The 17,599-nt window shown below is 59.9% G+C and carries 14 protein-coding genes and 3 pseudogenes; 9 read left to right on the forward strand and 8 right to left on the reverse strand.

What is annotated here, in order from left to right; translation table 11 throughout:
• Positions 1-434: 434 nt before the first annotated feature.
• The gene (locus tag FJ941_RS13530; RefSeq protein ID WP_140506211.1) at positions 435-899 is read left to right on the forward strand and encodes a hypothetical protein; all 465 of its coding nucleotides are present in this window, start codon (positions 435-437) and stop codon (positions 897-899) included.
• 280 nt (positions 900-1,179) lie between these two features.
• Here FJ941_RS13530 and FJ941_RS29430 read toward each other — a convergent pair whose 3' ends face one another.
• The 3 genes from FJ941_RS29430 to FJ941_RS13545 form a co-directional block, all read right to left on the reverse strand.
• Positions 1,180-1,749 (reverse strand): hypothetical protein, encoded by a 570-nt coding sequence (locus FJ941_RS29430; RefSeq protein ID WP_246673812.1) that lies wholly within the window; start codon positions 1,747-1,749, stop codon positions 1,180-1,182.
• Between the two features lie 277 nt (positions 1,750-2,026).
• Positions 2,027-3,186 (reverse strand): IS3 family transposase gene (locus FJ941_RS13540; RefSeq protein ID WP_246673819.1). Its coding sequence is split into 2 segments (ribosomal slippage): positions 2,027-2,964 and positions 2,964-3,186, totalling 1,161 coding nucleotides; the frame shifts between segments, so codons are not numbered across the junction.
• A gap of 276 nt (positions 3,187-3,462) precedes the next feature.
• Complete coding sequence (locus tag FJ941_RS13545) at positions 3,463-4,806, reverse strand: phospholipase D-like domain-containing protein (protein WP_246673814.1); 1,344 nt, start codon at positions 4,804-4,806, stop codon at positions 3,463-3,465.
• Between the two features lie 230 nt (positions 4,807-5,036).
• On the opposite strand from FJ941_RS13545, the gene FJ941_RS13550 reads away from it, so the two are divergent.
• Together FJ941_RS13550 and FJ941_RS13555 are read left to right on the forward strand one after the other, a co-directional pair.
• Positions 5,037-5,261, forward strand: a complete 225-nt coding sequence (locus tag FJ941_RS13550) for a hypothetical protein (protein WP_210242222.1) — start codon at positions 5,037-5,039, stop codon at positions 5,259-5,261.
• 1,112 nt (positions 5,262-6,373) lie between these two features.
• A complete protein-coding gene (locus FJ941_RS13555; RefSeq protein WP_140506215.1) occupies positions 6,374-7,633 on the forward strand; it encodes an FAD-binding oxidoreductase in 1,260 nt (419 codons plus the stop codon).
• A gap of 5 nt (positions 7,634-7,638) precedes the next feature.
• On the opposite strand, the pseudogene FJ941_RS13560 reads toward FJ941_RS13555, so the two are convergent.
• The 5 genes and pseudogenes from FJ941_RS13560 to FJ941_RS13580 all read right to left on the reverse strand — a co-directional run bounded on the left by FJ941_RS13560 (position 7,639) and on the right by FJ941_RS13580 (position 12,124).
• A pseudogene (locus FJ941_RS13560) lies at positions 7,639-8,944 on the reverse strand (FAD-binding oxidoreductase).
• Positions 8,945-8,950: 6 nt separating this feature from the next.
• Positions 8,951-9,634, reverse strand: a complete 684-nt coding sequence (locus FJ941_RS13565) for an amino acid ABC transporter permease (RefSeq protein ID WP_140506217.1) — start codon at positions 9,632-9,634, stop codon at positions 8,951-8,953.
• 2 nt (positions 9,635-9,636) lie between these two features.
• The gene (locus tag FJ941_RS13570; protein ID WP_140506219.1) at positions 9,637-10,332 is read right to left on the reverse strand and encodes an amino acid ABC transporter permease; all 696 of its coding nucleotides are present in this window, start codon (positions 10,330-10,332) and stop codon (positions 9,637-9,639) included.
• Positions 10,333-10,455: 123 nt separating this feature from the next.
• Positions 10,456-11,268 (reverse strand): transporter substrate-binding domain-containing protein, encoded by an 813-nt coding sequence (locus FJ941_RS13575; RefSeq protein WP_246673816.1) that lies wholly within the window; start codon positions 11,266-11,268, stop codon positions 10,456-10,458.
• A 49-nt stretch (positions 11,269-11,317) separates the two neighbouring features.
• A complete protein-coding gene (locus tag FJ941_RS13580; protein WP_140506221.1) occupies positions 11,318-12,124 on the reverse strand; it encodes an amino acid ABC transporter ATP-binding protein in 807 nt (268 codons plus the stop codon).
• 405 nt (positions 12,125-12,529) lie between these two features.
• Between FJ941_RS13580 and ugpC the strand changes: the two genes are divergently transcribed.
• The 6 genes and pseudogenes from ugpC to FJ941_RS13610 form a co-directional block, all read left to right on the forward strand.
• On the forward strand, positions 12,530-13,585 hold the full coding sequence (ugpC, locus tag FJ941_RS13585) for a sn-glycerol-3-phosphate ABC transporter ATP-binding protein UgpC (RefSeq protein WP_140506223.1): 1,056 nt from the start codon (positions 12,530-12,532) through the stop codon (positions 13,583-13,585).
• A 42-nt stretch (positions 13,586-13,627) separates the two neighbouring features.
• Positions 13,628-14,956 carry an ABC transporter substrate-binding protein gene (locus FJ941_RS13590; RefSeq protein WP_140506225.1) on the forward strand — a complete coding sequence of 443 codons (1,329 nt, stop codon included), beginning with the start codon at positions 13,628-13,630 and terminating at the stop codon, positions 14,954-14,956.
• A 202-nt stretch (positions 14,957-15,158) separates the two neighbouring features.
• Positions 15,159-16,097 (forward strand): sugar ABC transporter permease, encoded by a 939-nt coding sequence (locus FJ941_RS13595; protein ID WP_140506227.1) that lies wholly within the window; start codon positions 15,159-15,161, stop codon positions 16,095-16,097.
• A 1-nt stretch (position 16,098) separates the two neighbouring features.
• Positions 16,099-16,995, forward strand: a complete 897-nt coding sequence (locus FJ941_RS13600; RefSeq protein WP_140506229.1) for a carbohydrate ABC transporter permease — start codon at positions 16,099-16,101, stop codon at positions 16,993-16,995.
• 14 nt (positions 16,996-17,009) lie between these two features.
• A pseudogene (gene dctP, locus FJ941_RS13605) lies at positions 17,010-17,387 on the forward strand (TRAP transporter substrate-binding protein DctP); the annotation flags it as partial.
• Between the two features lie 14 nt (positions 17,388-17,401).
• Positions 17,402-17,599 (forward strand): annotated as a pseudogene (locus tag FJ941_RS13610) (TRAP transporter small permease); the annotation flags it as partial.

Here is a 17,599-nt window from a genome sequence, read left to right on the forward strand (position 1 = left end):
TCCGGTGTGCCACGAAATTGTTGAAAAGCTCTTGGACGAGTTGCGCCTTCATCATCTGCACGTCTATTAAATCGCTTCGCGCGCGAAGAGACGCGGTCAAAGGGGCTGGCCTGACCTGGCGGCACTACCAAAGCGTTATCAAGATCCATGAGAAAGCGATCGATGACGAACAGCTTCGCTGCCTGGGATTTAGATCTCACGCCTTATAAGGATCTGAAGGATTACCCGTTGCTCCCGCGTTTGGTCCAAGCATCGAAGTAACTCGTTGCATGGGATGGTCTAACGCACCGAGGCAGCGGGAAATCGGAGCAGCCGCATTGTCAAATTTTCTCGCCAGTGGAACTTCCCGACGGACTGCAGGTTCGCCTGCATAGGGACGACTGAGGCTACTTCGGCCTGTTGCAGGCGGAGCGCCTCGCCAACAGGAGACGGCCATGAAACATCAGACACTTGCGGAACTGCATGGGGTCGCGGAAGTCGAAGCATCGTTTCCGGGTATGACGCGGCGCCAGCGTTTGGAACACTGGGCCATGCTGCTCGAGCGAAATCCCGAGCGGTGCCTCGCCGCCTTCCCCGGGACGGAATACATGACCTTGGACGTGCGCGAAAAAACCCAGTCCCTCGGCTCCGCGCTGAGCATCGCTTTCGCCGATCCAACTTTGCGGACTGAAGGGCTGAAGAACGATACGTATGGCGAAGCGAAGCGCTTTTTCGAGCTTACGGATTGGCAGTTGCACGCTATTGTCTGCCATTGCCATGTCGGCGGGACGATGAAAGCCGGATGGGCTGCCGTTCAAGTTCGGTCTGCCATCAACAAAGAAGGCAAGCTTTTCAGCAAATTGCGCGAAGCGATTGCCCATTGGCCGGTATTCCGCATTTTGACTCACGCGAGGGAGTAAGAGGCGACCGAGCAAGCTGAAATAGGCAGGTGACCGGAAAAGGTCCAAGCACACGAACGACGGTATATCTTGGACCCCGACATCCCTAGCTGTGACAATAACGGGCGAGCGTCAAGTACGGATATGTCCGGGCGAAAGCCGGCAAATGGCATGATGAAGGGCTCCGACCGGTTCATTCTCATCCGACCGGGCTTCCTATCGCTTGCTTGGACTGAACTCTTCGCGCTCACCGTGCGTGAATGGGAGAGCTGGTCAAAACGATGTGGTTCACGCAACGCGGCTACTGCGTCATCTCCGAGCGGGAGAAAGCGAAGCGATGCTCCTGGAAGGCTGAAGGTTCAGCAGAGCTTCGGCGTGAAGAGCCGGATGGCTGTCCCGTCGCGAAATCGACGAGCTCCTCCCAGCAATCAACAAATCCCGCGTAGGGCAGTACAGCACCAGACGCGGAGGGGTGGCGCCGCACCATGCCGTAATGAAGGGACTCCTCGCTTTCTGCCATCGCAATCAGATCGAGATGCGATATCGCACAAAAATCACGGGGATCGTGCGAACTGCCTCGAGGGTGACCGCCGTGCTGGTTGGGGAGCATCGGATCGAAGCGGAATGCGTCGTTGCCTGCGCCGGCCCCAACAACCACGGTATCGCATCTCTGGCGGATGTGCCGTTGAACGGATTCGGGATGCGCATCGAAGCGATGGCACTGGAGCACCTTCATAAAGCCGGCGATCGCGCTCATAGATAGCCTGGCGTATTTCCACCAGACCTCGCGCGGCGAGGTGGTCGGTGGCACGGAAGTGCACGAACGGCCACGTATGTCGCTCAAGGTCGATTTTCCGGTGATGGCTAACATGGCCAACATCTGCCTGGATATGTTCCCCCAGCTGGGTGAGGTCCGCATACTGCGCCATTGGGCGGGGGGCCGCGTCGACGCCATGCCGCTTTCCTCTGAGCCGAATATCCATCGCCAGCGCGGGGTGATGGGGCCTGGGGCCATCTCCGTCGCGACCAGCATATCCTGCTTGAAAGGCCGTCCACCGGCAGCTTTTCGATGAAGTCGGGCCTGACCGTGGCGGGTCGATAACGTGCGAGTTCGACCAGTGTCGGACCCATGACCTGCCACTGAAGTTTCATCCAACGGCGACTAGAGCCTCGACCGTTTCTGTTACGCCGTGGGGCGCGGGTTGAGCAACCGGCGAAGACGCGGAGCCTTCCATCAGCACAGCATCGGAGCCGGTTGCGGTGATGACCTCGGCATAGGCCGCCGGGGTCTGGTAGCCGAGCGAGGAATGCGGCCTCGCGGTGTTGAAGTCCTCCCGCCATTCGGCGATGGCGCTGCGGGCATGGTCGAGGCCGAAGAACAGGCTCTCGTTCAAGAGCTCGTCGCGCATGCGACCGTTGAAGGATTCGACATAACCGTTCTGCATCGGCTTGCCCGGCGCGATGTAGTGCCATTCGATCCCGTGGTCCTTCGACCATGCAAGGATGGCGTTCGAGGTGAACTCGGTGCCGTGGTCGGAGACGATCATGCCGGGCTTGCCGCGCTGGGCGATCAGTTCCGTCAGCTCGCGAGCAACCCGGCGGCCGGAGATCGACGTGTCCGGAATCGCGGCCAGGCATTCGCGCGTTACGTCGTCGACGATGTTGAGCACACGGAAGCGCCGGCCGCAGGCGAACTGGTCATGGACGAAATCCAGCGACCAGCGCGCATTCGGCTTTGCCTCGACCAGGATCGGCGCCCGCGTGCCGACCGCTCGCCGTCTTGCCCGGCGCTTGCGCACCGTCAGACCTTCCTCGCGATAGAGACGGTAGATACGGTTGACCCCAGACGCCTCGCCCTCGCGCCTGAGCAGGATGAACAGCCGCCGGTAGCCGAAGCGTCGGCGCTCGTTCGCGAGATCGCGCAGCCGACCACGCAGCGCCGTCTCTGGCGGTCGGCGAGACCGGTAGCGGACCATCTTGCGATCGGCGCCGACGAAGGAACAGGCCCGACGCTCCGATAGGCCCATGACGGCCTGCAGATGCGCGACGGCTTCGCGCTTGGCGGCGGGCCCTACCATTTTTTTGACAGAAGCTCGCGCAGCGCCGAGGCTTCAAGCATCTGGTCGGCGAGCAGCTTCTTCAGCTTGGCGTTCTCGTCTTCCAGTGCCTTCAGCCGTTTGGCGTCGGACACGTCCATCCCGCCATACTTGGCCTTCCAGTTATACAGCGTCGCCTCCGAGACCCCGTGCTTGCGGGCCAGATCGCCCGCCTTCGCACCCGCCTCATGCTCGCGCAGAACCGCGATGATCTACTCTTCCGTGAACCGCTTTCTCTTCATCAGTCCGTCCTTCGATCAAGGGCCGGACTCTAATCTCAGATGGAGGGAATTCTTAGGGGCAGGTCACCCACAACCGCAAAAGTCCTCCGCGAGCCTCAGCCCATGTGCTGTGAGATCATTTACTCGGAGCCATCATGTCTCCAGCATGAGCGGCAAACTAACCCTACGAGTTCATATGCAAGGCGTGGCATCACAACCGAGACGCTCCAAATTCAATTAGCTTTAGCAAGTGCCGGGACTAAACATCTAAAGTTGTGAATGCAGCCTGCTGGCCATCCAGTCCGTGACCTTCTCGCTCAATGGACGCGATTGCCATTCGTCCAAACTGATCTCCCTTGATCGCTTGAGGTCTTCGTTGAACAAGTCGATTTGCGTGCGCGCAAAATCCCGGCCGAAGACGTTCAGAGAGGCTTCGTCGTTCAGCCGCAAAGACCGCTCGTCCAGATTGGTTGAACCAAAGCTCGTCCATACATCGTCAACGATCAGGAGTTTGGGGTGGTACATGGTGGGCTGGAACTCATAAATCCGAACTCCGGCCTTGAGCAAATCACCCCAGAAATAGCGAGAGCCTTTTCGAACGATGGGAACATCTGTCAGGCCGTTGGGACAGATGACGTCAACCGCCACCCCTCTTTTTCTGGCGTCCAATATTTGCTGCAAGGCAATGTTATCGGGGACGAAATAGGCCATCCCTATCCGAAGGTGTTCTTTGGCGGCGGCTATCGCAGCCAACATCATCAGTTCCATGCCTTCGGAGCCATTTGGCTGGGAAGATAGCACCAGTTGAGCATTCAGTGCTCCCGCTGCTTCCGGTGGCGGGTAGAACTTCTCTCCCTGCAAAGTCTCGCCCGCGGTCTCGAGCCAGTTCTCAGCGAAGGCTGCCTGGAAGGCGGAGACAGCAGGGCCCTCGATCTGGTAGTGGGTGTCGCGCCATTCATCAGGGTTGCGGGCGTCCCCCAGCCAGTTGTCTGCGATACCCACCCCGCCGGTAAAGGCGAACCGTCCGTCAACGATCAGCAGCTTCCGATGCGTCCGGTTATTCACCCGGTCAAGCGTGTACCAGTAGATAGGCCGGTAGCGCTGAAACCGCACGCCCGCGCTTGTCATGATGTGGATGAGATCCTCGTCGAATGGCAGACTGCCGACCCAGTCCACCAGCACACGAACCTCGACGCCCTTCCGCGCTTTCGCGGCCAAGGCATTGGCGAACTCATAGCCGACCGTTCCGGACCAGTAGATGTAAGTTTCCATGTCGATGGTCGACCGAGCCGCATGGATGGCCTGCAGCATCGCTGGGAAGATCTCATCTCCATTGACCAGCGTTTGCACAGCGTTTGCCTCGAATACCTGTCCTTGCGAATAAGCGGCCATGCTTCGCGCGAATTGTGGATCGGTCGCGTCAAAACGATGCGGCACGATGGATCGCAGGACACGCGGTTCGGCTGTGAGGTTTATGACCACCAGGGTGAAGAAACACGTGGCAATTGCCACCGCGACATACTTGAGAGCGTCGAGGCAACGGGCGAACCTCCGTCCGGTCGGGACGGCATTTCTGAAAGCCGACAATGCACCGAAACTTTTAGGCCGCACTTTGGTCCCCTTTGACCTGCCAAGAACTTTCGAAATTGATGCGGGTTCCACCCCTCGTAAGGCCGATACGAGCAAGTGGGCACCATTGTAGAGGATGAACCTCGCCGCCAGCATCGTTCATGAGCAGCGGCCTGATTGCGTCTGCGGCTGCCGCCGAGCGGGCTCAGGAGGCTGCCTGATGGCCAGGCCGCGGCATACACCCGATGGTTCATCGCCGTCAGGTCGAGGCTTTGGCCGGCTACCGCGTGCCGGAACCCGACATTGCCGGTTTGATCGGCATCGATCCCAATACTCTGCGCAAGAACATCGATAGGAACTTCATCACCTCAGACCAAGGCCAACGACAGGTTGCCGAGAACCTCTTTCGCAAGGCCACCGGTGAAGGCCGCGAGGCAGTGACGGCCGCGATCTTCTCGTTGAAGTCGCGGGCCCGCTGCAGGGAAGCGATGCTCTGACCGATACCCGAGGCATAGGCGGCGAGATTGCCCAGGATGGCTTCGACTATCAACTTTGGGATGGTCTTGCGCGGCTTCCCGGCCTGGCTGGCCAACCCCGCCTTTGAGCAGATGATATTTGAAGGCCTGGACGATCTGGAAGCACGGTTCTTCGCGCCTCAGGCGCCGAGGGGCGATTGCTCGAGTGCTTCCAGGCGAAGGCCGGCTCACTGGCGCAAGCCGCGGTGCGGGAGATTTTCGAGACGTTTGCGCGCTTCGAAAGTGCCTATCCGCGTGCCGCGCGTGTGCAGAGCCTGATCACACCTCCGTTGCCGGCGACTGTTGGCTGGCTCGCGCGGAATCCAAGTCGAGTCCGCAAGGCCCGTCCGTTCTATGCAGCTTTCGCCGACATTATGGCGGCAAGCGATGCCGAGTTGCTGAATAGGCTCGTCGACACTTACGGAGGTCAACCGGGGACCACGGAGGTCAACTGGGGACCTTCATCGCCCAGTCGGTCGATGTCAGCGAGGTAATCTCTTGGATCGCGATGCAGCCTTGGCGACCTTCGGAGTAGAACTCGACCGGGCCTATCCTTCCCTGGAAGCACCGCAGAAGCGGGTGAGCGAGGCGTTCGAAGCGTTGAGCGCTCTTGCGCGCAGGTCGATAGGTACACCGCTCGCGCGGGACGTGCTGCCAAGCCAGCGGGCCAGGCGCTCGGCTCCCGCGCTACCGGTGCGGACGATCCTCTGCGATAACGTTGTAGAGCACACAACAGGCCAACAAGGAGACAACGCCGCCTAGGAGATCACTCGCCGTCAAACCAGAAAAATACACGAATTCAAACGCTGACACGGCCGCCCCTCTACCTTGGAAATCGACCAAGATAGAACCGTTAGAGAGCTCTGATGTTCCGCTTCGGTTTGCAGTTTTGAACTCTCCCCCGCGGCGGATTCTGCCTTTGGGGCGTTCGGGACGTGGACAAACATCGGTACGACAACCAGTCTGAAACTTCTCGCCCTTCGCGTAGCGCCCCTTCCGGTATTGCTGTCCCTGTCCTGAAGGCGGCTGCCCTGCCGTCCTTGCTTGACAACCGTCCCTGAATTTACGTTCGTGCGCTTGAAATTCAAAGTTAGGTGAACGTCTACATGCCGGAATTGGGCAAGGAAGTGGCAATTATTGGAGCGGGCATCGTCGGCGTCAGCGCAGCTCTTTATTTGAAACGTGCAGGTCTGAACGTCACGGTCCTCGACCCGTTGCCCCCCGGCACCGCGACGTCTTTCGGCAATGCCGGAATGGTCAGGCACGACTGCAACGTGCCTGTGGCCATCCCTGGAATGCTGCGGCAAGTGCCAGGCTGGCTCACCGATCCGTTGGGGCCACTGGTTTTGAGGCCTCGCTATGCGTTGAAGGCAGCGCCTTGGCTGCTCAGATGGATTCGGGCAGGACGGATGGACCGCGTGAATAGGGCAGCAGACGCCCTATGCAACCTTCATAGGGGCAACCTCGAATGCTATCGTGATTTGATCGGCGGTCCAACGTTCGCAGCCCTGATCCGCGAGGTAGGCGGTATCCAGATCTGGGAAAGCGAGGCCCTTGGTCTCTCCGACCGCATCACTGCTGAAATCAACGAGCGGCAAGGCGTCGTCACCGAACCGTTGTCTCGCTCGGATTTGGAGCGCTTGCTGCCGGGTATTTCAAACATTGCAAAACGCGGGCTCCTCTATCCCCACAACGCCCATACGATCGATCCACATAGCTTGGTCATGGCCATTGCTGACGGGGTGCGGCAAGCCGGCGGCGTGTTCGAAGCGGAACGCGTGCTGAAGATCATCCCTCGCGAAGCAGGTGGCTACACGCTTATGACGAACACGGCCAACCGAAAGGCGGAGGCCGTGATCATCGCCGCTGGCGCCTGGTCGAACCGCTTGCTCGAGCCGCTCGGTGCCGAATTGCCGCTCGAGACGGAACGTGGTTACCACCTGATGATCCCCTGCCCATCGATCGAATTGCCGATGCCGGTCCAGATGAAGAACCGGGGTTTCGCGCTGTCGCCGATGGAACACGGCCTCCGTCTTGCCGGCACGGTCGAGATTGCCGGCCTGGAAGCCCCACCTGACGAACTGCGTTCCGAAATCCTGCTCACCCACGCTCGAGCGCTGTTTCCCGATCTGAAGGGCGGAGAGCCGACGATCTGGATGGGCTTTCGCCCCTCCCTGCCTGACAGCGTGCCGGCGATTGGCCAGGTGCGGGGACATAGCTCGCTCTTCGTCGCGACGGGCCACGGTCATACGGGTATGATCGGCGGCGGCTCGACGGGACGGCTGATCGCCGAACTCGTCACCGCCAGTCGGCCCCATATCGACCCCGCGCCATATTCGCCTGACCGCTTCTGAAACGCCTAAGCAACGCGCCTTGAGCGGCGTTCGCGGACGAGGTCCATGGCTTGATAGGCCCAGTAAGTCATTTGGACAGCAGCAGTGCCGAAAAGGCCGCCGTTCCACAAAAAACCGAAAGGCGCAAACGCCCGATAGCGGTCGCTCTCGCCCGCAATTGCCTCGGCGACCACCCGGGCGCCGATCGCGGTGGTGTTGAGACCATGGCCGCCGAACCCTGTACACGCCCACACGCCCGGCATAACCGGTCCGATCAGCGGCATTAAATGTCTTGCATAAGCCATCAGTCCCGACCATGCCACGTCGACCCTCAAGCTCTCTAGTTGGGGGTAGGTCGCGATCATTTCTCGCCGGATCACGGCAGCGATATCGCGCGGGTCGGTGGTGCGCGTGGTTATGCGCCCACCCCATAGCAGCTTGCCGTCAACCACACGGTAGTAGTCGCCGGCGCGCCGGCCATCGCTGATCCCTGATTGCGTGCGGATCGCGGTTGCAATCAGTTCGGGCGCCAGTTCACTCAGCACGACGTATGTGGCGATCGGCAGGAAGGCGCGGCGCAAAGCCGGCAGCATGCGGTCGGTATAGCCACCGCCGGTAAAGACGACGCTCGCAGCTCGTACTTCGCCTTCGGGCGTGCGAATTCTTTTCTCCGCGCTTGCGAGATCGGCAGAGACCGCGGGCGTATCCTCGTGAACGGATCCGCCGAGCCGAACAATTTCGCGCGCCAGCGCGCGGGCATAATTCAGCGGGTGGAAATGGAACGAGGCGTCGTCCAGGAGCCCTTGATGGTACTTCCTCGATAGCAGCAGGCTTTGTACTTCCTCGCGGGAAAGCAAGCGTAACTGGCGGCCGAACTCAGTCTCCTGTTCGTCACGCTGAGCCTTCAGTGCCTCGCCATTTTCGTAACGCGATACCCGCAAGATGCCGTGAATGACCTGCGCATCGGTGATGGCCAGGTCGCGGATCGCGTCGGAGACCATGGCGACGCCCTCCATCGAAAAGGCGAAACAGGGCCCTGGCATGGTCGGTACCCACGCGCTTACGGATCTGGTCGCCGCGCGCCGCCCAGCCCGGAGACACGAAACCTCCGTTGCGGCCCGACGCACCCCAAGCGACGCGGCGTGCCTCAAGGACCGTCACCGAAAGCCCGCGCCGGGCAAGCTCGAGCGCAGTCGTCAATCCCGCGAGGCCGCCGCCGACAATACAGACGTTCGCATCATGCCGGCCAGACAGCACGGGGTACGAAGCCTCTGACGTCAGCGTGCGTCTGTAGTAGGTGTCGACATAGGGGTCATTGGATCCGCCGGCCACGCTAGCTCAATCGAGGTTGATGAAACGGGTACCGCCGACCTTACGCTCCGCCCAACGCGTGAAACGCAGGACCGGGTAGCAGTAGGCGAAATAAATTAGGGCGATCACGCCGTATACGAAAAGCACGTCGCGCGGGAACCGCATGATCGAAATCTCACCCTGGCGCGTCAGCTCCGAGATGCCGATCACCGAAAGGATGGCTGTGTTCTTGATGATGTTGACATAGACGCCGCTCATCGGCGGCACTGTCAGCTTCAAGGCCTGCGGCAGGACGACCAGGCAGAGTATCGGGACACGTCTTAAGCCCAGGGAGGTGGCAGCCTCCCACTGCCCCTTTGGAACAGCGTCGATAGCCCCCATCACAATCTCGGCGACATAACTGGACGTATAGACCGAGAGCGAGACGAACGCAGCCATCTCGGAACTCCATTGCAGCGCGTCAATACCAGTGTTGGGCAGCACGAAATAGAAGACGTAGAGCTGCACCAGGAACGGTGTCCCGCGCAGCATGTGGATATAGAGGCCGAAAAGCTGGTGGAACACCGGCACCCGCTGGCTTCGCACGACGCCGATTAGGAACCCCAGCACGGAGCCGACGACGATTGCGATGAGCGAGACCCAGAACGTCTGCACGAAACCGGTCCACAGGAACGGCAGGATCGCGACGACTATGTCGAGATAATGCTGCATTGCTACCTCCCGGCGTTCCATGCGGGGCCGGCGAGCCAGCGCTTGACCGTCCATGACAAACCCAGCATCACGGCGTAGATAGCGAGATAGCCGGCGGCTATGGTGAGGAAGCTCTCGTTGGGCCGCACCCTTTCGCTATTCAGCAACAGGCCGGCACTGAGGAAATCAAACACCGCAATGATCGAAAGAAGCGAGGTGTCCTTGATCAGCACCGCGGTCTGACCAAGCAGCGGTGGAAGCGTATTGGCGAACGCCTGCGGCAGGACGATGTATCGCAACCGCTGCAGATAGGACATGCCAACTGCCTTGCCGCCTTCGATCTGCCCCCGCGAAACCGACGCGATGCCGCCGCGCACGATCTCGCTCATGTAGGCGGCATTGTGCAGCGACAACGCCATGATGCCGAGCGTCAGTTCGCTCCAGCGGCCGGTTGCCGGAACCAGGATCGGCAGCCCGTAATAGATAAGATAGATCTGCACCAGCAGGGGGGTCGCCAGAATGAACGCGACATAGCCGGCCACCGGGCGCCACAGAATTGCGCGGCTCGACATGCGGCAAAGCGCCAACATCGTGCCGACGATGACGGCGGCGATGAGGCTGACAGCCGCCGCGACAAGCGTGTTTTCAAGACCCTCGGCAAAGCGCCCGAGATACTGCTCGACGATCCGATAGTTGTAAAACTCGAGGACTAAGTTCATCCGGTTTCCGCGTTGGGGCTCAGGCTTTGGCCGTCGAGACGGCCAAGTCAGGTCGTAGGCTATGCGCAGAAGGGAGTTTGATCGACGCGACCCAGAATCGCCGCGTCGATCGGTTCCAGCGGCTTATTTGTGATCCTTCTCCCACGCATCGGAGGTCCACCAATAGGCCAGCAGTGTCTGCAACGAATTGTCGGCCGTCTTCAGCTCTACATAGTTGTCCAGCCACATTTTGAGATGGAAAGCGTTGGGCCGGGTGGCAAAGGCCAGTGGCTCACGCGTCATTATCCCTTCGAGCGGCTTCAGATTTTCAAACTGACGCACATATGAATTATAATCCTGCCCACCGACCATCGCGTCGACACGCCCCATGGTGAGGGTCTGCGCTACGGCCGGGCCGCCGCCTGCAAACACCTTCAGCGTCGCTTTCGGCAGATATTTGGTCACCGCATCGGCGTAAGTACTGCCTTGCAGCGCCGCGACAGTCACCCCTTCCTTGTTGAGGTCCTGCCACGTCTTGTACTGCGAATCCTTCGCGGCAAAGGCCAGCGTGTCGTTGAAGAACATCGGCCGGGAAAACAAAAGCTGCGCCGCGCGCTGCGGGGTTGGGGTCATATCGCCGGCAATCATGTCTGCCTTGCCAGCCAGAAGCGCCGGAATGAGGCCTTTCCAATCGTAATCCTGGAACACAACCTTCACGCCGAGGTCGGCAGCCATCTGCTTGGCGAACTCGACGGCAAGGCCGGTGCGCTCGCCCTTTTTATCGACGAAGCTGACCGGCGGACCCTGCGTCTGGACGGCGACGACTAGTTCGCCCCGCTTCAGGATATCGTCCATTTCGTCGGCTTGCGCCATGCTCGCTAGCATGAACCAGGCTGCCAGCATGGCGGCCAAGGTCGCTGCTGCTCCGGTCAATCTGGTATTGAAACTGTTCTTCATCTTCTCTCTCCCTTTTCGTCTTGTTGATTGCGATCTGACGTTGTCAACATCATAGTATCTGATTGAGGAACTCCTTTGTCCGATCTTGCCTTGGCGAGTGGAAAATCTGCTGAGGGGTGCCTTCCTCGATGATCAATCCGGCGTCCATGAACAGCATCCGGTCAGCGATTTCACGCGCAAAGCCCATCTCGTGGGTAACCACCGCCATCGTCATCCCGTCAGATGCCAAAACCTTCATCAGGTCGAGAATGCCGGTGACGGTTTCCGGGTCGAGCGCCGACGTCGGCTCATCGAACAACATCACCTTGGGGTCCATGGCCAGAGCGCGGGCGATGGCCACGCGCTGCTGCTGTCCACCGGACAGTTGGCTGGGGTAGTGCCCCGCGCGATCATCTATGCCCACCTTTTCGAGCAATTCATGTGCCCGACGCAACGCTTCCGTCCGTGAGCGGCGACGCACCACCGTTTGCGGCAATACGACATTGTCGAGCGCCGTTCGATGCTGGAACAGATTGAATGATTGGAAGACCATACCCACCTCGGCGCGTAGCCTGTTGAGGTCAGCCCCGGGTTCAGAAAGCGAAACGCCATCAATGACGATCCGCCCGGAATCGATCCTCTCCAGCGCGTTCATCGTGCGAAGGAATGTGCTCTTGCCGGAGCCGGAAGGTCCGAAGACGACGAGCACCTCGCCATGCCCGATTGCAGTGGTGACCCCGGCAAGCGCAAGGTGTGAACGGCCATCATTGGACCGATAGGTCTTGCGGACATCTTCAGCGACGATGATCGGCTTGCGATCCTTACCAGGCGTAAGTGTCACGATATCACAACATAGGTTCGCGTCGTGATTGAACATTCTGTATTAGCCCAAGGATTCCCCCAGTCGACATTATGGGCGCAAATTCGGGCGCATCAATTTTGCCGTCGCATCGGCTAGTTGCAAAGCCGGCGATCATCTTTCCTATCCAATGCATTCTGGTACTCTCGAAAGACCTTTATGAAAGCCGATCGAACTGGCCAAAACAAGCGGTTTCTTCGAGAGGCTTGTAAGGTTCCGAGCGCCATGATGGAACATAAGCTTCCGAAGGTGCTTTCCAGATATGAGGGCCGGCAAACTGACTTAGTTTGCGTGAAATCGCATGCTTTACACGCACTGCTGGTAGCGCTACCACTTCAGATGGAGGACGCGGCAAGACTGGAAGCTGCGTGGGTAAAGTAGACGTCTTCCTTGCAGGGCGTCGCATCGCTCGGGAGGAAATCGATGGCATCCGTTGCGATCCGCGATGTCTATAAATCTTTCGGCGCCGCCGAGATTCTGCATGGCGTCGGCATCGACATCGAAGACGGCGAGTTCGTCACGCTGGTCGGCCCGTCGGGCTGTGGGAAGTCGACGCTGTTACGCATGATCGCGGGCCTCGAAGGCATCACTCGCGGCGAGATCGCCATTGGCGGGCGCATTGTCAACACGGTCGCCCCCAAGGAACGCGACATTGCCATGGTGTTCCAGAATTACGCGCTTTACCCACATATGACGGTGCGCGAGAACATGGCGTTCTCCTTGATGTTGAAGCGTGTCTCGAAGCAGGAGAGCGATGGCAAGGTCGAGCGTGCCGCGGAAATTCTCAACCTCACGCCGCTGCTGTCGCGCTATCCCCGGCAGCTTTCGGGCGGGCAGCGGCAGCGCGTGGCCATGGGCCGGGCGATCGTGCGCGACCCACAGGTTTTTTTGTTCGACGAGCCGCTCTCCAATCTCGATGCCAAACTGCGCGTGCAGATGCGCGCAGAGATCAAGGAACTGCATCAGCGCCTGAAGACCACGACCGTCTATGTCACTCACGATCAGATCGAGGCGATGACGATGGCCGACAAGATCGTCGTCATGCATGACGGCAATGTAGAGCAGATCGGGCGACCGCTCGATCTTTATGACCGGCCGGACAATCTTTTCGTGGCGATGTTCATCGGCTCCCCGGCAATGAACATGCTGACAGGCCGCATTGGCGCCGGCGGCTTCGAAGGCAGCGGCGGCGTCGCCATAGATTTGCCGCGTACGCCGCAAAACCTGAATAACGGTCCGGTGGTGCTTGGCATACGGCCCGAGCATCTGCGCCTTTCCGATCACGGCTTCCCCATCACCGTTTCGGTCGTCGAACCGACCGGGTCGGAGTTGCAGATCATCGGCCGCGCGCCTGGCGGTGAAGAGATCGTCGCGAATTTCCGGGAGCGACACCCGTTCCAGCCCGGCGAAACCGTCAAGCTTGCCGCCGAGCCGAGCCTGATCCATCTCTTTGACGCGGATACGGGCCGCCGGCTTTGAACATGCCGAGGTCTCAGCCAATCAAAACAGGAGGAAATGGCAATGAGATTCACCAGACGCGACGTGATACGAACCAGCGCCGGCGCGGCGGCTGCCGGAGCAATCGGCAACCGCCTGCTTGGCACGCCAGCCTTTGCCCAGGATGCGCCGAAATACACGCCCGAAAAAGGCGCCAAGCTCAGGCTCCTTCGCTGGTCGCCGTTTGTCCAGGGCGATGAGACCGCCTGGCTGGCGCTGACGAAGAAATTCACCGATGCCACCGGTGTCGAGGTGCGCGTCGACAAGGAGAGCTGGGAGGACATTCGTCCCAAGGCGGCGGTCGCGGCCAATGTCGGCTCGGGCCCCGACCTGATGTTCGTCTGGTTCGACGATCCCTTCCAATATCCCGACAAGCTCCTCGATGTGACCGATCTCGGAGATTATCTGGGCAAGAAATATGGCGGCTGGCACGAGGGCCCGAAGAGCTACGCCACCAAGGACGGCAAGTTCATCGGCTTGCCGCTGGCCACCATAGGCAACGCCATCGTCTACCGCGAGAGCTGGGTGAAAGAGGCCGGTTTCTCCGAGTTCCCGAAAGACACCGACAGCTTCCTCGAATTGTGCAAGGCCGTGCAGGCCAAAGGCCATCCGGCCGGCTTCACCCATGGGCATGGCGTCGGTGACGGCAACAACTACGCTCATTGGCTGTTGTGGAGCCATGGTGGCAAGATGGTCGACGAGAACAGCAAGGTGGTGATCAACAGTCCCGAGACGATGAAGGCGATCGAATATGCTCAGGCGCTCTACAAGACCTTCATTCCCGGCACGGAAAGCTGGCTCGACGTGAACAACAACCGCGCCTTCCTGGCCGGCGAGTTGTCCGTCATCGCCAACGGTATCTCGGCCTATGAAACCGCCAGGATCAACAAGGACAAGGATCCTAAGCTGACTGAAATGGCCAAGGACATTCGCACCGCTAGCTTGCCGATCGGTCCGATCGGCAAGGCAGTGGAGCTTTACCAGGTCACCTCGGCGGTGATCTTTAACTACACGCCCTATCCGAACGCGGCCAAGGCCTATCTGCAGTTCATGTTCGAGGAACCGCAGATGTCGGAATGGATCAAGGGCTCTTCCGGCTATTGCTGCCAAACGTTGAAGGCCTACGACGACAATCCGATCTGGAAGGCCGATCCGAACTATGCGCCCTATGCCAAAGCGTCCGCAACGCTGCGCAACAACGGCTACGCCGGGCCGCTCGGCTACGCATCGGCCGCCACCATGGCCGACTATGTGCTGGTCGACATGTTCGCCAAGGCGGTGACCGGTCGGGCGACGCCACAGGAGGCAATGGAAGAGGCCGAGAAGCGCGCCAACCGGTATTACCGGGTGTAGTCCGCACGTCTTCTTCCGTTCATGGAAGAAGACGCTTGTATTTTCGGGTCGGCCGCAGCGTGGGTCGAGACGTGCCGCCGAAATGCAGGCGCCCTATGAGGAGAGCGCGGGACCGTGAGATCCGCGCGCCAGCAGTCTTCTCCACGAAGGCGGAAGGACTGCTGGCTCGGCGCCACTCGATATCCACCAGAGGAGCCTTTTCATGGCCGTGACAACCGCCGCCGCCCCGCCCCGCCCCTCCTTCTTGTCGCGCATTGCGGAAAGCCGCGGGCTGCTTAGCTTTGGCTTTATGCTGCCGACAGTGGTGCTGCTGCTGGTCTTCCTGACCTATCCGCTGGGGCTCGGCGTCTGGCTCGGCTTCACCGACGCCCGCATCGGCAGGCCAGGCGTCTTCATCGGCCTGGAAAACTACGAATATCTCTGGGACGACAGTGTGTTCTGGCTGTCCGTGTTCAACACGCTTCTCTACACGGTGAGCGCGTCGATCCTGAAGTTCGCCCTTGGCCTGTGGCTGGCGTTGCTGCTCAACGAGAACCTGCCGTTCAAATCCTTTTTCCGTGCGGTGGTGCTTCTTCCCTGGGTGGTACCGACGGTGTTGTCGGCGATCGCCTTCTGGTGGATCTACGATTCGCAGTTCTCGATCATCTCCTGGGCTCTCAAGCAGATGGGCCTCATCGATCACAACATCAATTTCCTTGGCGATCCGCAGAACGCCCGCGCTTCGGTGATCGCCGCCAATGTCTGGCGCGGCATTCCCTTCGTCGCCATAACCCTGCTCGCCGGCCTGCAGACGATCCCGCAATCGCTTTACGAAGCCGCCACGCTGGACGGCGCCGGTCGCTGGCAGCTGTTTCGCTATGTCACCCTGCCGCTGCTGACGCCGATCATCGCCATCACCATGACCTTTTCGGTTCTGTTCACCTTCACCGATTTCCAGCTCATCTATGTCCTGACGCGCGGCGGCCCGGTGAACGCCACACATCTCATGGCGACGCTTTCTTTCCAACGCGGCATTTCGGGCGGGCAACTCGGTGAAGGCGCAGCAATCGCGGTGGCGATGATCCCCTTCCTGCTAGGCGCGATCCTGTTCAGCTATTTCGGCCTGCAGCGGCGCAGATGGCAACAAGGTGGTGGAGATTGAGATGGCGCTGATCGACCCCAAACCGAATCCAGCAGGCGGCGACGAAGGTGGCATGACCTATCTGCAAAGCATGCCGCGTCGGGTGGTGACCGTCTATGTTCCGTTGGCAATTTTCGTCATTGTGCTGCTCTTTCCCTTCTATTGGATGACGATCACCGCCATCAAACCCAACGCGGAAATGACCAGCTACGATACATCGAGCCCGTTCTGGGTGGTCCACCCGACGTTGCAGAACATCCGCTACCTGCTGTTCGAGACCTCCTATCCGGGCTGGCTGCTCAACACGACGATCATCTCGATCGCCGCTACCGTGCTGTCGCTCATCGCCGCGGTGTTGGCTGCCTATGCGATCGAGCGGCTGCGCTTTTCCGGGTCGCGCCAGGTCGGGCTCGCCGTCTTTCTCGCCTATCTGGTGCCGCCGTCCATCCTGTTCATTCCGCTGTCGGTCATGGTCTTCAATCTCGGGCTCTACGACACGCCCTTTGCCCTGATTTTGACTTATCCGACTTTCCTGGTGCCTTTCTGCACCTGGTTGCTGATGGGCTATTTTCGTTCCATTCCCTTCGAACTGGAGGAGTGCGCGCTCATCGATGGCGCCAGCCGCTGGCAGGTGCTGACCAAGATCGTGCTGCCGCTGTCGGTGCCGGGGCTGATCTCCGCCGGTATCTTCGCCTTCACGCTGTCATGGAACGAGTTCATCTACGCTTTGACCTTCATCCAGTCGTCCGAAAACAAGACCGTGCCGGTGGGCGTGCTGACCGAGCTCGTCCGCTCCGACGTCTACGAATGGGGTTCGCTTATGGCCGGCGCTCTGATTGGCTCACTGCCGGTGGTGATCCTTTATTCCTTCTTCGTAGAGCATTATGTGTCGTCAATGACCGGGGCGGTCAAAGAGTAGCCCAGCGCTACGGCACCGGTGCGATTGACGGGCAGGACAATCCGCTGCCATCCGACAAGGACTCCAAATTCTATGAGGTCACCAAGCAGATATGCCTGACCAGTCACCTCGTGGATCTGAACTACCTCGCCTTTTCGAAGAAGGTCTGGGACGGGCTTGCACCCGATCAGCAGGAGGCGGTGCAGAAGGCGGCTGACGATGCAGCCGAGTCCGGACGGCAAAAGCAGCTGAAGCTGGAATCGGAACTCGAGCAGTTCTTCAAGGACAAGGGTTTGAAAGTCTACACACCCGACGTCGACGCCTTCCGCAAACATGTGCAGAAGGCCTATCTGGACTCCGACTTCGCCAAGGACTGGCCGGAAGGCATGGTCGACAAGATCAACGCCCTCTGAGCCGGGAAAGACCGATGTCCGCAACCATCCGCTGGTTGCAGGCGCGGGCCGATAACGTGGCGGTGGCGCTTCTCGCCGCCATGTTCATCGCCTTCATCCTGCAGATATTCACGCGCTACGTGATCAACGATCCGCTCGGATGGACACTGGAAGTGTGCCTGACGACCTGGCTGTGGCTGGTGTTCTGGAGTTCGGCATTCGTGCTCACCGAG

The sequence above is a fragment of the Mesorhizobium sp. B2-3-13 genome (assembly GCF_006442195.1).
GTDB classification, from domain to species: domain Bacteria; phylum Pseudomonadota; class Alphaproteobacteria; order Rhizobiales; family Rhizobiaceae; genus Mesorhizobium; species Mesorhizobium salmacidum.

Bases quoted from the DNA above. Each gene is read 5' to 3' on its own strand.
- FJ941_RS13595 (WP_140506227.1), top strand. From the start codon at position 15,159: ATGGCCGTGACAACCGCCGCCGCCCCGCCCCGCCCCTCCTTCTTGTCG.
- FJ941_RS13590 (WP_140506225.1), top strand. From the start codon at position 13,628: ATGAGATTCACCAGACGCGACGTGATACGAACCAGCGCCGGCGCGGCG.
- FJ941_RS13565 (WP_140506217.1), bottom strand. From the start codon at position 9,634: ATGCAGCATTATCTCGACATAGTCGTCGCGATCCTGCCGTTCCTGTGG.
- FJ941_RS29430 (WP_246673812.1), bottom strand. From the start codon at position 1,749: ATGTTAGCCATCACCGGAAAATCGACCTTGAGCGACATACGTGGCCGT.
- FJ941_RS13570 (WP_140506219.1), bottom strand. From the start codon at position 10,332: ATGAACTTAGTCCTCGAGTTTTACAACTATCGGATCGTCGAGCAGTAT.
- FJ941_RS13600 (WP_140506229.1), top strand. From the start codon at position 16,099: ATGGCGCTGATCGACCCCAAACCGAATCCAGCAGGCGGCGACGAAGGT.
- ugpC (WP_140506223.1), top strand. From the start codon at position 12,530: ATGGCATCCGTTGCGATCCGCGATGTCTATAAATCTTTCGGCGCCGCC.
- FJ941_RS13530 (WP_140506211.1), top strand. From the start codon at position 435: ATGAAACATCAGACACTTGCGGAACTGCATGGGGTCGCGGAAGTCGAA.
- FJ941_RS13575 (WP_246673816.1), bottom strand. From the start codon at position 11,268: ATGAAGAACAGTTTCAATACCAGATTGACCGGAGCAGCAGCGACCTTG.
- FJ941_RS13580 (WP_140506221.1), bottom strand. From the start codon at position 12,124: ATGTTCAATCACGACGCGAACCTATGTTGTGATATCGTGACACTTACG.